Below are 16666 nucleotides of genomic sequence, written 5' to 3' on the forward strand. Positions count from 1 at the left end.
GACTATTCGGTTTTAGCAGCGCTTACTTCAGGGCTGTTTTTAATTTTAATATCGGTTCCTAAGCGTTGTAGATACGCGATAAGGGCAACAATCTCCCGGTTGCGCATTTCTACGAAATCTTCACCGTTTTCTTGCGCATAGGTTTTATCAGACTCATAGGTGTCTGCAAAATCAGGATCGGTATAGAGGTTTTGCTCTATTTGGGTTCCCTGCTCGGTCATCCACTGTTGTGCGCGTTCAATATCTTCAACCGTGTACGGCACGCCCAGTTTTTGCATTGCTCTCATCTTATCTTCGGTCTTCGATTTGTCTAGTTCGCTGCGTATCAACCAACTGTAAGAAGGCATTATCGAACCGGATGAGGTACTCTGCGGATCGTACATATGGTTAAGGTGCCAGTTGTCTGAGTACTTTCCACCTACACGTAACAGGTCTGGCCCGGTACGTTTACTACCCCATAAGAAGGGATGGTCATAAACATATTCTCCTGATTTGGAATACTCGCCATAACGCTCAACTTCACTACGGAAGGGTCTGATCATTTGTGAGTGACACGAAACACAACCTTCTCTGATGTAGAGGTCACGACCTTCTAACTCAAGTGGGGTATAGGGTTTTACGGTGGAGATTACCGGTACATAATCGTCAACGATCAAGGATGGAATGATCTGAACCATACCTCCGATCAAAATAGCGATGGTTGCAAAAATGGTAAGTTTTACCGGGCGACGCTCTAACCAGGTATGATAGCCTTCTTTTGCAGTACGCTTGCTGGTCACGCGTTGTAGCGGTGCAGCTTCAGCGAGTTCGTCAGTTACTTTGCTTCCGCTTTTTACGGTTTTAAATACGTTGTACAGCATTACAAAAGCACCCAGAATATACAAGCTACCTCCTATGGCACGCATCCAGTACATTGGGATGATCTCGGTTAAGGTTTCCAGGAAGTTTCCGTAGGTAAGCGTTCCGTCAGGATTGAATTGTTTCCACATAGACGCTTGCACAAATCCTGCAACATACATGGGTAGCGCGTACATAATGATCCCTAAAGTCCCTACCCAGAAATGCACGTTAGCCAATTTGGTAGACCAGAGTTTGGTTTTAAACAAGCGCGGTACTAACCAGTAAACCATACCAAAGGTTAAGAAACCATTCCACGCCAAAGCACCTACGTGTACGTGTGCGATCACCCAGTCGCTAAAGTGTGCGATCGCATTTACATTTTTGAGCGAAAGCATAGGGCCTTCAAAGGTGGCCATCCCATAACCGGTAATGGCAACTACCATAAACTTCAAAACAGGATCGGTACGTACTTTATCCCAAGCACCACGAAGGGTTAATAATCCGTTGATCATCCCACCCCAAGACGGTGCGATCAACATTACAGAGAAAGCTACCCCAAGGTTTTGTGCCCAGTCTGGTAATGCAGAATATAATAAGTGGTGTGGTCCTGCCCAGATATAGATAAAGATGAGCGACCAGAAATGGACGATAGAAAGACGGTACGAATATACTGGGCGGTTTGCCGCTTTAGGCACAAAGTAATACATCAAGCCTAAAAACGGTGTCGTTAAAAAGAAGGCTACCGCGTTATGGCCATACCACCATTGTACCAGTGCATCTTGTACACCTGCATATACCGAGTAACTTTTAAGAGCGCTTACCGGGATCTCGATGCTGTTTACAATGTGCAGCACCGCTACTGTAACAAAGGTTCCTAAGTAAAACCAGATCGCAACATATAGGTGACGCTGTCTACGTTTTAAGATCGTACCGATAAGGTTGGCACCAAAAGCCACCCACACCAAGGCGATAGCGATATCAAAGGGCCACTCGAGTTCTGCATATTCTTTTGAAGTCGTATAGCCTAACGGAAGCGTAAGCGCAGCACCTACAATGATGAGCTGCCAGCCCCAGAAGTTAAAGTTGCTCAGCCAGTCTTGCCACATGCGCGCTTTAAGCAGGCGCTGGGTCGAGTAGTAGACCCCGGCAAAAATGGCATTCCCTACAAAGGCAAAGATCACAGCATTGGTATGTAAGGGACGTAGGCGCCCAAAGCTGAGCCACGAGATGCCATCTGTAAGGTTGGGAAATAAAAACATAAAGGCGAGCAGTAGTCCTACGCTCATACCAATGATCCCCCAGAAGATGGTGGCATTGATAAACTTTCTTACGATCTTGTTATCGTAATAAAACTGTTCTGTTTGCATGATTACTTCAGTTTGCGATTAGCGTTGTTTTGGGTTTTAGGTTGTGGTGTAGCTTTTGAAGTTTTAGAAGCAGCTTTTACGAGTTCGTCTTCAAAAAGCATACGTACAGATGGGGTATAGGTGTCATCATACTGTCCCTGTCTTACCGAGAGAATAAAGGCCACAAAAAAGACCACAGCCACCACCACGCTTATCGCGAGAAGCATATAAATGATACTCATACCTACCTGATTTTATATTGTAAAATTACCGGGGTGTGTTTGCTTAAAAGATGACATAAATCAGCTTTTAGAAATTGCTTCGGTTTTTTCTTGTTGTTTTAGTTTACTTCCGTAGAAATAGGAGCTGAGCGTAGTGAATACCACGATGCTTATAGAACTCAGCGGCATAAGAATAGCGGCATACACCGGTTTTAAATTACCCGAGATCGCCAGAACCAGTCCGGCTAAATTGTAAAGCAATGAGCATACAAAACTCCACTTAATGATACGTTTTCCTCGTTTTGCCAGTTGAATAAATTGGGGAAGATCCTTAAAGCGCGAAGCATCAAGAATTCCGTCACAAGCCGGGGAGAATACATTGATATTTTCTGAAATAGCGATGCCTACATCACTTTGCGCCAAAGCGCCGCTATCGTTGAGACCGTCACCAATCATTAACACCCTTTTGCCCTGTTGTTGTAAGCTTTTAATAAAATTGAGCTTGTCGTCTGGTTTCTGATTGAAATGCATCTGCACTGGTTGTTTTATGAGACGTTCTAAAGTTTGTTTTTCGGCGGTGTTGTCACCGGAGAGAATTGCCAGATCAGCTGTTGTTGAAAGTGCCTCAAAAACAGCAGGTAAACTTTCGCGGAAGCGATTATAAAAAACATAGCAGCCTTTGTAAGTGGCATTGGTACTGATGTGCACCACCGTGCGTTTGCCATTTTTGAAGATCCAATTGGCGTTTCTTCCGCCTACAAAATCATACGAACCTATTTTAACGCTGTTGTGGTTTGCTGTCCCATAAATCCCGTGTCCTACTTCTTCTTCAAATTCATCAAGCGTTTGAATATCGTGATTCTGAAGGATCGCATAAAGGCTTCGACTCAGTGGGTGGTTTGAAGCTCTTAGGGTACTGGTGACCAGCGATTCTTCATCTTCGGTTAAGGCCAAGCCTTCATAGCGAATTGCCGTTTCGGCAGAAGTGGTAAGCGTGCCCGTTTTATCAAAAACAATATGGTCTACGTCTGCCAGCTGCTCGAGGATGGCCGCATCTTTAAGATAGAGTTTGTGCTTACCGGTGATGCGCAGCAAATTACCCAGCGTAAATGGTGCTGAAAGTGCCAAAGCACAGGGGCAAGCCACAATGAGAATTGCGGTAAACACATTAAGCGCCATAGACGGGTCGTAAACCAGCCAGAACAAGCCGGCTACGGTAGCAATACTGAGCACGCCCCAAGTAAAGTGTTTACTTATTTGTGCCGTAAGGCTATTCAGGTGGGTTTGTTTCTCTTTTTTAAAGGCTTCGTTGCTCCATAATTGCGTGAGGTAACCTTGCTCTACGGCTTTGGTTACGCGCATTTCAATGATACCGCCTTGCTGTCTTCCACCGGCAAAAAGCGTGTCGCCAGCATTTTTAGCAACGGGTTCGGCTTCGCCGGTAACAAAACTGTAGTCGAGTAAACCTTCTCCTTTCAGCAGTATTCCGTCTACGGGTATGAGTTCGCCATTGCGAATAAGAATACGGTCGTCCGGTTGCAGTTCGTATACAGGAACTTGTTGTTCTAAATACCTGTTTTTAAAATACTTTGCCGGCTTCAGAAGGGTGACAGCGATGGGGAAATAGGACTTGTAATCCCGTTCAAAAGACAAAAATGCATAGGTTTTTTGCTGAAAGAATTTCCCCAGTAAGAGAAAGAAAACCAGACCGGCAAGACTGTCAAAAAAGCCCGTTCCGGTTTGGGTGAGCACTTCGGCGCACGAGCGAACAAAAAGCACCAGAATGCCCAATGCGATGGGTACATCTATGTTGAGCAGTTTTGAGCGTATGGATTTATACGCAGCGCGGAAATAATCCTGAGCAGAATACACCACCACAGGAATCGAGAATGCCAGCATTAAGCCCCTGAAAAGATGCTTGTATTGGTCGAGCCAGAATTCTTCGACCTCAAAATATTCCGGAAAGGATAAAAACATAATATTCCCAAAAGCAAATCCGGCAACGCCAAGTTTATAAATCAGGGAGCGGTCTGTTTTCTTTTCTTTTTTATTAAAATCTTCAAGTGAAATCGAAGGTTCGTAGCCCAATCTGCACAGGAGTTCTACTACTTCTTTGAGTGAGACTTTAGTTGCATCATAGGTGATGCGTATGCTTTTCTCGGGAAAATTGACCTGCGTGCTTTTTATGGCAGCGTTGAGTTTGTTGAGGTTTTCTAGAACCCAAATGCAGGAGCTGCAATGTATCGCAGGGATCGTAAATGAAACGATCTGTGTGTTTTGCTCGTTAAACTCCAGGAGTTTATCAAGAATGGTTTCGTTGGTGAGGAAGTCAAACTTGCCTTGCACCGCTTTAGGTGAGATCCCGGGATTTTGGTCAAGGTTGTAATAGTATTCCAGATCATTCTCATGAAGAATGTCGTACACCGTTTTACAGCCGTTACAGCAAAACATCTTGTCTTGATGCGTTATGCTGTCGCTTAAACACGGGTCACCACAATGATAGCAGTTTTCCATTTTAATGTAATTTGCTCAAATACCTGATACAAAGGACTAAAAGAAGGGAGGCTTAAAAGATGACTTTTGTCAGTTCTCAAAAAAATAGTGGTATTTTTGAAGTATGGCTGCACACGAAGAATCCAGATGCGAAAACTGCATTATCAGACAGTTGAATTCGCTAAAAGCTCTTAAAAAAGAAGAGCTTAAAGCCATATCTGATAGTAAGGAAACCCGTACCATTAAAAAAGGCGAACCGCTTTTTAAAGAAGGAGAAAAACTCAATGGGGTTTTTTGCGTGCGTAACGGGGTTTCTAAACTTTCTAAAATAAGTGACAACGGAAAAGATCAGATTGTCAAGATCGCTTCTAAAGGAGAGGTGATGGGGCAACGTTCGGTGATTGCAGAGGAAGCTACCAACCTCAGCGCGGTTGCACTTAATGATATGGAAGTGTGTTTTATTCCTAAGACTAACATCACTGCACGTATAGAAGACAATCCGGCTTTCACTCAGGCTATATTAAAATATATGGCTCAGGAGCTCAAACTCGCCGATGATGTGATTGTAAATATGGCGCAGAAAACGGTTAACCAGCGACTGGCTGAGGTTTTACTGTATTTAGATAAAACCTTTGGTCAAGACGATGAAGGTTATCTCGCACTTATTCTATCACGCTCTGATATTGCTGATGTGGTTGGCACCGCCACCGAACTGTGCATACGTACCCTTGCCAAATTTAAGAAGGAGCAACTGCTTGAGACCAAGGGAAAACGCATAAAGCTTCTGGACAAAAAAGGCCTAACCCAGATCAAAGAAGGCTTCTAATAGCTTTTCGCTCTATTATAAAAGAAAGGTCTTTATACGGTAACCTTAAAACTATGCTTCTGTAAAGCTAAGATTAACTCCTAAGCGTGCTATGTTACTAAATCTACAATAACGCGGTATGCTGCTTTTAAGTGTGAAAATGTCATTTATTCTGTCTTCTGAATGAATTTGCCGGCTTTTCTGAGAATACCTTTAAAAGTAGTTGCTAGAATCAATGATTCTTTAAAAACCTGCGTGCTTGCTCCCTTACCTTTCCTACCGCCGACTGTTAAAGCTTACTTAATACTTACGTAAAACCTTTTAGCGGGAAATTCAATTATTTAGCGGCTTGAAATAAGCATCCCTAAAACGAATTTCTATGTAACACTCCCAACAAAAAACGCAGCTGCTACCAACAACTGCGCCGTACATTATTAAGCATTGTGTCCAATCAATTACTTAACCATGAATTTTAAAAATAATACTATTACGTATAAAAATATAGTTGCGTTCGCTTCAATTGTATTTTTTTCTACACAAACCCAAGCGAAGACGCCGTATTTGGCACTTAAAACGAGTATAGCTCCTGTTGCAAGCGCAACCCTACAACAAACGATAACCGGTACTGTAACTGATAGTGACGGGGTATTATTACCCGGAGCTTCAGTAATGGTGCAAGGAACCTCTATAGGAACCACCACAGATTTTGACGGAAACTTCAGCATTGATGCCAGTGCCGGTGATGTGCTTGAAGTCTCTTATGTAGGTTTTGAAACGCAAACCATCACTGTTTCTCAACAAACTAATTATAATATTCAGCTTGCCGCAAATACTTCAGAATTAGATGAAGTCCTTGTTGTAGGTTATGGTACTCAGAAGAAATCAGACTTAACCGGAGCGGTAAGCTCTGTAGTTGCCGATGAGTTTAACAAAGGAGTGGTGAACAACCCGGGGAACTTGTTACAAGGTAAAGTGTCTGGTTTAAACGTTACTAACGCAAGTGGTGAGCCGGGAGCCGGCCAAGACATCATCATACGTGGTGTGGGAACCCTACGCTCCGGAACTTCTCCACTTTATGTGGTTGACGGTTTTGTCCTAGACAACTCCGGGAACGGTCTGGCAACAAACCCGCTGAACTTTATCAACACCCAGGATATCGAATCGATTAACGTGTTGAAAGATGCTTCGGCAGCTGCGATCTACGGTTCGCGTGCAGCAAACGGGGTAGTGGTGATCACTACCAAAAAAGGTAAAGCAGGAAGAACGCAAATGAACTTTTCGGCTTCAACTGCTATTGCAACTATTGCTAATAAAATTGATGTGTTCTCAGCAGATGAGTTTAGAACTATCGTCCCACAAATAGGCGGAAGCCTTAGCGATAATGGTGCAAATACTGATTGGCAAGATGAGTTGACGCGTACAGCAATTACCAACAACATTAATTTTTCGATGAGTGGTGGTACGGCGACAACCTCATATTTTGCGTCTATTGGGGTTGATGATCAAGAAGGTATTATCAACAACAGTGATTTGAAGCGCTATTCGGCACGCGCCAATGTAACTCAAAAAGGCTGGGATGATCGTTTAAAGATCGATCTGAACCTTACCGCAACCCGCACCGAAAATACGCGCCCTAACATCGGCACCATGGTGAGCAATATGTTGAGCTTGAACCCAACAACGCCGGCGTATACTAACGGTGAACCTACTGTGTTTGGTACCGGGATTAACCCGCTTATCATTGAGGATATCTACGGTGATTATTCTAACAATAACCGTATGATCGCTAACATCGCACCTTCGTTAGAATTTGTAGATCATCTAACCTATAAATTAAACTTAGGCGTAGATTATTCTACTACAGATCGTGATATTCAATACATTCCGTATTCTGCAGATCCTGATTATGCACAAGGTTCGATCACAACGTCATTTACGATAAATCGAAATACGCTGGTTGAGAACACGCTAACCTACGATAATACGTTTGGCGATCACGGATTAACCGTATTAGCCGGACATTCGTACCAGAAGTTCTACATACACGAAAAAGGATTCTATTTTGAAAACTTCCCAGACAACGGTATCGAACCGCGTTACCAGCTTGAAGCGGCGCGTGGTGAGAATGCAATGCAATATTCAGATGCGGTTAGTAACGAACTCCAGTCGTTTTTTGGTCGTGTAAACTATACCTTTCAAGACAAATATCTGGTAACCGCAACCTTGCGTTCTGACGGTTCGACTAAGTTTGGTGAGAATAATCGTTATGCGACTTTCCCTTCCCTAGCCTTAGGATGGAATATCTTCAAAGAAGATTTTATGGCAGACTCAGGAATCAACAACTTAAAGTTGAGAGCGAGTTGGGGTAAATCAGGTAATCAGGAAATTCCATCTAAACAAACCCGTTTAAGCTATGGCGAAAGCTTTGCAGATGATGATATCTATCCTTTAAACGAAGGGATCACCACACGAGAAGGCTACGACTACGGTTTAGTATTCGCACGTACGGCAAACCCTGATCTTCAGTGGGAAGAAACTACGCAGACAAATATTGGTTTAGACTTCGGTTTTCTGGATTATAAATTGAGTGGTTCAGTAGATTATTTCTTAAAGGAAACCAATGATGTATTGCTTTATTTTTCTACTCAAGATCCTATTGACGAAGTAGGTTATAAGTGGCAGAATATTCCTGATATGAAGATCAAAAACAGCGGTATTGAAGTCGCTTTAGACTACCAAAGTGATCGCAGCCGTGATTTTTCATTCAATATAGGAGGAAACATTTCCTACATCAAAAATGAGATCACAGATTCTCCTTTTACCATTGTAACCACAGGAACCGCAAGTGGTGCAGGGCAAACCGGAGCGACCATCAACGGATATATGAACAATCAGCCAATAGGTAATTTCTTCTTGCGCGAGTTTACAGGTATTGGCGCTGATGGATTGAGTACCTATACTGATCTTAATGGTGACGGTCAAATTGATGATAGCGATCGTATCTCTGCAGGAAGCGCAGTACCTGATATTCTTTATGCATTCTATTTAAAATTCAAGTACAAGAACTTTGACTTAGGCTTGAATTTTAACGGAGTAAGTGGTAATGAGATCTACAACCATACCCGTATGAGTTTGTTTAATAAGACCCAATTATCCAACTCCTTGAATACTACAGATCAAGCGATAGAATTCGCAAATGAAGATCCAAGTAACACCAATACCGTTTCTACTCGTTTTCTTGAGAATGGTGCGTTTTTACGTCTTAATAATGCGACACTCGCTTATAGCTTAAACCCTCAAGTGATCGGGATGGATAAGTGGTTAGACAATGTACGCCTATCAGTAACCGGGCAAAACCTGTTTATCATTACAGACTACACCGGTTTTGATCCTGAATTGAACACCGGTAGCTCTACCGATTCAAAATCCTACGGTATTGACTACTATACGTATCCAAAAGCACGTACGGTGGTATTTGGTTTAAATGTATCCTTCTAAAAAATTAAAAATTGTTTACAATGAATTATAGAATTTTCACACTGGTTGTAGGGCTTAGTGCTTTACTCTTCAGTAGTTGTACAGACCTTGAAGAAGAAATATTAGATGAATCCCTAACGGGAACAGACGGACTCGCAGAGCCTGTTACAGGATCGATCTCTGCGGCTTACGGTATTTTACCACAAACCTTCAGACATACGCGTTATTTTGGCTTGCAGGAAATTCCTTCTGATGAAGCGATCCTTCCTCCGCGTACCGGTTTGGGCGGAACGCAGTGGGCAGATAACGATACCTATACCACAGCACACAGACACCTGATGTCTTCTAGCAATAGTTTGGTGACAGAATCTTGGAGTTACCTAACAACCGCATTGTTTAGAACGGTAGCAGCAATAGATGTATTAACGCCGCTTGCGGAAGCTGGTGATGCTGAAGCGATTCAGGGATTGGCAGAAATGCGTGCGCTACGTGCGTATGAGAACATGTTGTTTTTAGACAGCTGGGGACTTACTTTTAGAAAGGAAGCGACCTCAGAAACTTCAGAAGTTTTAAGAGGTGCCGAAGCGGTAACCTATATCGAAGAAGAATTTCTTGCTGCACTAGAAAACCTGAGTACTACTAACGGTCCCGGGCGTATGACGCAAGATGCGGTTTATGGATTTTTAGCCAAATTATATCTGAATGCAGGCGTTTATAGAGATCCTTACGGAACTCCGGTATTTACCGATGAAGATATGGCGAATGTGGTAAGTTATACTGATCGCATTATCAATAACGGAAGCTATGCGCTTTCACCGGAATATTTCGATCTCTTTAATGACGAGAATCACGACAATGCTGAGCTTATTTTTGCGCTTGATCTTCGTGGGGTATTGAACAACGATCACAACCGCTGGGCGTACTGGTCTATGTCTGGTTCGTTGTTCCCAAGACCGGGTGATTTTTACCTGAGTATGGACGGTACCGATGGTCCTGCCGCTACGCCTGAGTTTTATCAAAATTGGGTAGACGCTTACGGTAATATAGATCCTGCAGATGCAGATGCGCGCTTTTATCAAAAGAATGCGCAGGTGCCTGCTGAACTAGAAGATATTTCAGGTTTGACTCCGTATTCTAAAGATACCTTAGGCTTAAGCACAGATAAAGACCATTACTTCATTGCCGGAGAAGATTTTGAGATCGACCGTGGAATCATTCGCGGTACGATGTGGGCGCCACGTAAAGAAAACTTTAGATCAGGAAGCTTTATGACCGGTACCGATGGTAACGGTAACAGCGGATTTAGAATTTATCCGCTTGCTGAGGCGCGTGAGAATGGTTCAGACCCTGAAGATATTGTGTATTACGTTGACCATACGTTAGACATTAGCCTAGACGGAAGTGCAGGTTATGCAAGCGGTTATCGTTTTGCTAAGTGGCAATTCAGTAAAACTTCAGATGATGGAAACAATTACAGCAGTGTAGACTTGGTTTTATTACGTCTTGCAGATGTGTATTTAATGCGTGCTGAAGCTAAATTGAGAATGGGCGATGCGGCAGGTGCCTTAACCGATGTAAATACCGTACGTACCTCTAGAAATGCACGACCAGAGCAAACCCCGGCTGCTCTTACTCAAATCACCTTGCCTACTTTATTGCGTGAGCGTGGCTTTGAGTTCTACTGGGAGATGTCACGTCGTAGCGACCAAATTCGTTTTGGTACTTATGAAGATTCGTGGACCTCAAAAACAGACAGTGATGTACATCACAGATTATTCCCAATTCCTCAGGAAGCGATAGACGGAGCGTCAAACACTCCGGGATATCTAGAGCAAAACGCAGGATACTAAATTTTAAGTGTGTGTTAGTAACAGCGGCAAGAGGCAACTCTTGCCGTTGTACTTTTTTAAAAAATATACAATGAAAAACTATTTAATCAGCGCAAGTGTGGCAATCAGTGCATTGGTATTGCAGGGTTGTGGTACTGCGCAAAGCATAAAACAGGAAGCCGTAGGTTACGAACCTTTAAATGTCATTTTAATGATAGGAGACGGGATGGGAATTCCGCAGGTATCGAGTGCTTTTTATTTTGGAGACCGAAATTCAAACTTTGAACGTTTTGAGACCATAGGTTTGCATAAATCTTATTCCACAAGTCATTTGATCACCGATTCTGCCGCGGGAGCCACAGCGTTTTCTACAGGAGAGAAAACCTATAAACGAGCGATCGGTGTTTCAAAAGATAGCATTCCGCAGGAGACGATTCTAGAAAAACTGAAAGCAGAAGGTTACCAGACGGGACTCATCAGCTTAACGAGTATTACGCATGCTACGCCCGCAGCATTTTATGCGCACGTAAAGGATCGCGATATGCACGAGGAGATTGCGGCGCAATTGGCTACGGCTGATGTAGATTTTTTAGCCGGCGGTGGGCGTAAATTTTTCAATGAGCGTAGTGATGATCAGGATTTGTTTCAAACGCTCTTAAATCGAAATTATAACCTAGATACGCTCGCGCTTAGCAAATCAAAACCTGATATGCGCAACGCCTTTATTATCGAAGATGAAGGCCTTCCTTCTAAAACCGAAGGGCGTGGGGACTTTTTAAAAAACGCAAGTTTAGAAGCACTGTCGTATTTTGACGCGAATAACAAACCCTTCTTTTTAATGATCGAAGGTTCGTACATCGATTGGGGCGGACACGCCAAAGATGCCGAAATGATGATACAGGAGGTTGCTGATTTTGACCAAACCATCGGTGCGGTTTTAGACTATGTAGAAGCACATCCCAATACGCTATTGGTCATCACGGCAGATCACGAGACCGGCGGGGCGAGCATTGGTAAATATTATGAGGTTGATGAAGAAACCGGTAAGAAAACCGAAGTGCCAGAAAAAGTCGCAGTCTATTTCATTACAGACCAACACAGCGGGGAGCTGATCCCGGTTTTCGCTGCCGGAAAAGGTGCTGATAATTTTAAAGGAATTTATCAAAACAGTGCGATTTACCACAAAATTTTAAATGCCATCAAGGGTAAAAACTAAGAATATGAAAAACAGCATTTTAATCCTTTTCCTTTGTTTGTGTAGCCTGAGTTTTGCACAGCAGAAGGTCAACTATAAAGTTCACGCGCATAACGATTATGCACAGGAATTCCCGTTTTGGGAAGCTTATATTGGCGGTGCCAGCAGTATCGAAGTCGATGTGTTTTTAAAAGAAAACACCCTTTTTGTTACGCATAGCGAAAATGAAATCAAGAAGGGCAATACGCTTGAAAAACTGTACTTGCAGCCATTTAAACAATTGCAAACAGAAGGCCGATTGAGAAATATTCAGTTGTTGATCGATATAAAATCTGATGCTGAAGCTACGTTGAAAGCCATCACAAAAGCCATCGAAAAGCAAAACTTAGATGAGGTTGAAGGGCTGCGTTTTGTGATTTCCGGCAACAAGCCGAAGGCAATAGACTATTCAGAGTATCCTGATTTTATTCAGTTTGATCATCAAAATCTAGACGATTTGGATAGCATTGATTTAAGCAAAGTTGCTTTGGTAAGCGTGAATTATAAAAACTATTCCGTTTGGAATGGTTTTGGAAATATGGTTGCTCCAGAACTTGAAAAAGTAGAGGCTGCGATTGCAAAAGTACACGAGGTAAATAAACCGTTCCGCTTTTGGGCAAGTCCGGATACCAAAATTGCTTGGACGCGTTTTGCCAATTTGGGTGTGGATTTTATCAATAGTGACAAGCCTGCTGAAACCGTGTCTTACCTGAAAACGCTTGATCAAAACACCTATGTAAATCCACAGAAAATAGAAGTGTATCAACCGGAATATCAGTTTGACTATGAGGGCACGCCGGTAAATGTGATTTTGATGATCGGCGATGGCAACGGACTAGCGCAGATCACTTCCGCGCAGGTTGCTAACGGCGGAAACCTTACGGTAACGCAGTTAAAAGACATCGGTTTTTCTAAAACTGCGGCGACAGACGACCTGGTTACTGATTCAGCTGCCGGAGCAACGGCAATGGCCACGGGAGTTAAAACGCATAACCGCGCGATTGGTGTAGATCCTGATGATCAGCTGCTTCAAAACATTACAGAGCTTTTGGGCGGAAAAGGTTTTGCTACCGGGTTGATCACAACAGATGCGATTGACGGGGCAACTCCGGCTTCGTTTTTTGCCCACCGCAAAGAACGTGATGATGCAAAAGGTATTCTTTCGGATCTGGAAGGAAGTGAAATTGACTTTTTTATCGCTGGTGGAAAATCTAAAGCAGCGCTGGTTCCTGACTCGTATCAAGTAAAAACCTTAGCCGATTTTAATTCCATCGAAGAAAAAACCGCAATTTATGTGGGTGATGGGAAAGTACCTTCGATCGCCGATGGTCGCGGACCGCTTTTACCTAACAGTGTAAAACAATCGCTAGAAATTCTGGAAAACAATCAAAAACCCTTCTTTATGATGATCGAAGCGGCGCAGATTGACAGCAATGGGCATGCTAACAATACCAGCGGAATTGTACAAGAAATGCTTGATTTTGATCAAACCATTGCCGAAGTTTTAAAGTTTGCTGACAAGACTAAGAATACGCTAGTGGTGATCACCGCCGATCACGAGACTTCCGGGTTTGGTATCATTAGTGGCGATCTAGATAAGGGAGAGCTACACGGCGAATTTTTAACCACCAACCACACGGGAATTATGGTTCCTGTTTTTGCCTATGGTCCGCAAGCGGAAAAGTTTAGAGGAGCATACGAAAACACAGAAATCTTCCATAAGATTCTAACCGCTTTAGAGTAAAAACTAGGATCAAATTTAAATAAAGAAAGCCCGTCATTTGATGGGCTCTTTTGTTAAACAAAACACGTCTTCTGTTTAACGATTTGACGTCTTTAAAGCGCTGCGGCAGAAATTTTAACAATTAAATCGTGTAGTTTTTTTATCAGAAAAACGTTTTAATAGCGGTGTTTAAAGGGCTTAACGATAAATGCTTAGGAGTGTTATTTTTATTTGTACTTAGTCTAAATAGGTTTTATTTTGCGCCTTCAAGTTTTACTGATGAAGCAAAATTTACTCATTCTTTTTCTCTTACTCCCTGTTATTGCTGTTGCTCAATATTCATTGAGCGGTATCGTAAAAGATGCTAACGGCTACCTATTAGAAGGTGCGCAGATTAAACTAAGTAAAGGTTCTTTTAAAAAGGAAGTTCGTACCAATAGTGCAGGTTTTTACAATTTTAAAAACCTCGCTACCGGAACCTACCTCCTTGAGATCGCTAGCGGAGATTTTATTGCATTTGATCAGGCCTTTATAGAAGGTGCCAGTTTGCGTAAAGATATTCGGTTAGATAATGCGAAAGATTATGAGCTAGATGAGGTAGCGGTACGTGCAGAATCTATTAAAACCACTATGGAGAAAAAGGGTTTTGCAGTAAACGTAGTCAGTACCGAAGAAGCTGCACAGCGCAATATTCAGACTAACGAATTACTAAATACCACAGTAGGTGTAAAAATTCGCCAGAATGGCGGCTTGGGCTCGCAAGTGCAGTACAGCCTCAACGGACTTTCAGGAAGTGCGGTGCGCATTTTTATAGACGGGATCCCTATTTCAACGTTTGGGTCTGCCTTTAATTTGAACAGCATTCCACCATCGATGATTCAACAAATCGAAGTGTACAAAGGGGTGGTTCCCGGGCATCTTTCTGACGATGCTTTAGGAGGAGCCATAAATATTGTTTTAGATAAATCTGCCGGAACCAATCTTAATGCTTCGGTATCATACGGATCATTTAATACATTACAAGCTAGTGTAAATGGGCTGTATCGTTTTGAAGATTCAGGATTTACAATTAAAGCTTCCGGCTTCCATAACTATTCAAATAACGATTATAAAGTATCAGGTAGAAGCATTGTAGTGACCGGTTTGGGTGGTGTGCAAACGCCTATTACCGCAAGACGTTTTAATGATGCTTACAGATCTACTGGGGGTGTTGTACAGGTGGGTTATACTAATGTAGATTGGGCAGACCAGTTTTATCTTGGGTTTACCGGTTCTGACGATTATAACGAAGTGCAACACGGTGCCTTTATGACGATTATGCCCTACAAAGGAAGATTTTATGAGTCTGATGTGGCGCTTGCAAATTTAACCTACCAAAAGAAAGATTTATTTACCAAAGGTTTTGAGGTCAATATCAATGGATATTACGGTACGCGTAATCGGCAATTGAGCGACACAGTTGCTGCAGCGTACAGCTGGAATGGGGAACGCGCGATCGACTTTAGGGGAGACGAGTATGAGTATACTTGGGGTTCTCAACAAGAAGGCGGGCCAACCCTAGCTAAGATCAGCAGAAACGTAGCCTCTATCAGAACCGGTTTGGCGTATGCGTTTAACGACAATCACAAAGTACTGCTTAATCATGTCTACAGCGGTATTGATCGGGAGGACAGTGATGCGCTGCGTCCCTTGCTTGAAAATACGTTTGTAGGAACCCGCGACCTGCATAAGAATATCGTTTCTTTAACCTATGAGGTAAATGCCTTTAATGATCGGTTAAAAGCGAGTTTATTTGGAAAATACTACCAGCAAAAAACCATAAGCAAAGATCCCGCGGTAGTGACCAATGAAGCAGGCGAGCGTGTGATTGTTGATGAGGTCGTGAGCAGCAATAAAGAGTTTCAGGGCTATGGCTTTGCAGCATCTTACGGTTTAACACCAGAAGTATTCTTACTGGCTTCTGCCGAAAAAGCAATACGCCTACCTAACGAAACCGAAATCTTCGGAAACGACGGAGATAACGTGGTGGCCAACTCAAGTATCAATCCTGAACAAAGCAATAATTACAATCTTGGTTTTAGACTAGGTGCCTTTAACTTTAATAAGCACAGGGTGACTTTGTCTACCAACTTTTTCACGCGCAATATTAAAGATCGCATAGGTTTACCTATTGAAACCTCGCTGAATGTTGATGATGAACTTATCGTTTATGTGAATCAGGGTAGTGGTACCTCGCAAGGTTTTGATGCGCAGGTAAATTATGTGTATAACAATAATCTTTCGGCGAATTTCAATATCTCAAAGTTTGATTTAGAAATTGAAAACCGTGGTACTTCTGTAGCTGTGCCCAACACTCCGTTTTTGACGATGAACGGAAACTTGCGCTATTCTTTAAAAAATCTGTTGCAGAAACAATCTCGTGTAGATCTATTCTATACGCTGTATTATACCGGTGAATTCTCCTATTTGGTTCCGCAGGGATCCAATACAGTTGGAGATGATTTCTTTAAAGTGCCTGAGCAATTGGCGCAAGATTTTGGGGTGAGTTACTTCTTTCCCAACAAGAGTTTTGTACTCAGTTTTGATGTCAAAAACATTTTTGACAAGCCGGTGTATGATAACCTTTCGGTACAAAAACCGGGAAGAGCATTCTATTTAAAACTTAATTATTCATTCAATAAATTTTAACCGTTTAACA

Annotated in this window: 9 protein-coding genes; 6 read left to right on the forward strand and 3 right to left on the reverse strand. The window is 42.6% G+C overall.

Features of this window, described 5'->3' with window-relative positions:
- Window positions 1–2: 2 nt before the first annotated feature.
- Genes ccoN through LDL79_RS08865 form a run of 3 tightly spaced genes read right to left on the reverse strand, consistent with a single transcriptional unit; the run spans window position 3 to window position 4921 of the window.
- Window positions 3–2207: a cytochrome-c oxidase, cbb3-type subunit I gene (gene ccoN, locus LDL79_RS08855; protein ID WP_225597431.1), complete on the reverse strand. Its 2205-nt coding sequence runs from the start codon at window positions 2205–2207 to the stop codon at window positions 3–5.
- A 2-nt stretch (window positions 2208–2209) separates the two neighbouring features.
- Window positions 2210–2428: a cbb3-type cytochrome oxidase assembly protein CcoS gene (ccoS, locus tag LDL79_RS08860; RefSeq protein WP_072981455.1), complete on the reverse strand. Its 219-nt coding sequence runs from the start codon at window positions 2426–2428 to the stop codon at window positions 2210–2212.
- A 60-nt stretch (window positions 2429–2488) separates the two neighbouring features.
- Complete coding sequence (locus LDL79_RS08865; RefSeq protein ID WP_225597432.1) at window positions 2489–4921, reverse strand: heavy metal translocating P-type ATPase; 2433 nt, start codon at window positions 4919–4921, stop codon at window positions 2489–2491.
- Between the two features lie 103 nt (window positions 4922–5024).
- Here LDL79_RS08865 and LDL79_RS08870 point away from each other — a divergent pair, with 103 nt between their 5' ends.
- The 6 genes from LDL79_RS08870 (at window position 5025) to LDL79_RS08895 (ending at window position 16656) form a co-directional block, all read left to right on the forward strand.
- Window positions 5025–5726 carry a Crp/Fnr family transcriptional regulator gene (locus tag LDL79_RS08870; protein ID WP_072981458.1) on the forward strand — a complete coding sequence of 234 codons (702 nt, stop codon included), beginning with the start codon at window positions 5025–5027 and terminating at the stop codon, window positions 5724–5726.
- A gap of 444 nt (window positions 5727–6170) precedes the next feature.
- Window positions 6171–9203 carry a SusC/RagA family TonB-linked outer membrane protein gene (locus LDL79_RS08875; protein ID WP_225597433.1) on the forward strand — a complete coding sequence of 1011 codons (3033 nt, stop codon included), beginning with the start codon at window positions 6171–6173 and terminating at the stop codon, window positions 9201–9203.
- Between the two features lie 20 nt (window positions 9204–9223).
- A complete protein-coding gene (locus LDL79_RS08880; RefSeq protein ID WP_225597434.1) occupies window positions 9224–11032 on the forward strand; it encodes a RagB/SusD family nutrient uptake outer membrane protein in 1809 nt (602 codons plus the stop codon).
- Window positions 11033–11102: 70 nt separating this feature from the next.
- Window positions 11103–12227, forward strand: coding sequence for an alkaline phosphatase (locus LDL79_RS08885; protein ID WP_225597435.1), 1125 nt, complete (start codon window positions 11103–11105; stop codon window positions 12225–12227).
- A gap of 4 nt (window positions 12228–12231) precedes the next feature.
- Window positions 12232–13989 carry an alkaline phosphatase gene (locus LDL79_RS08890; RefSeq protein ID WP_225597436.1) on the forward strand — a complete coding sequence of 586 codons (1758 nt, stop codon included), beginning with the start codon at window positions 12232–12234 and terminating at the stop codon, window positions 13987–13989.
- Between the two features lie 258 nt (window positions 13990–14247).
- The gene (locus LDL79_RS08895) at window positions 14248–16656 is read left to right on the forward strand and encodes a TonB-dependent receptor (RefSeq protein WP_225597437.1); all 2409 of its coding nucleotides are present in this window, start codon (window positions 14248–14250) and stop codon (window positions 16654–16656) included.
- Window positions 16657–16666: the final 10 nt, after the last annotated feature.

Origin of the sequence: Leeuwenhoekiella palythoae (assembly GCF_020310025.1) — a bacterium.
Classification (GTDB): domain Bacteria; phylum Bacteroidota; class Bacteroidia; order Flavobacteriales; family Flavobacteriaceae; genus Leeuwenhoekiella; species Leeuwenhoekiella palythoae.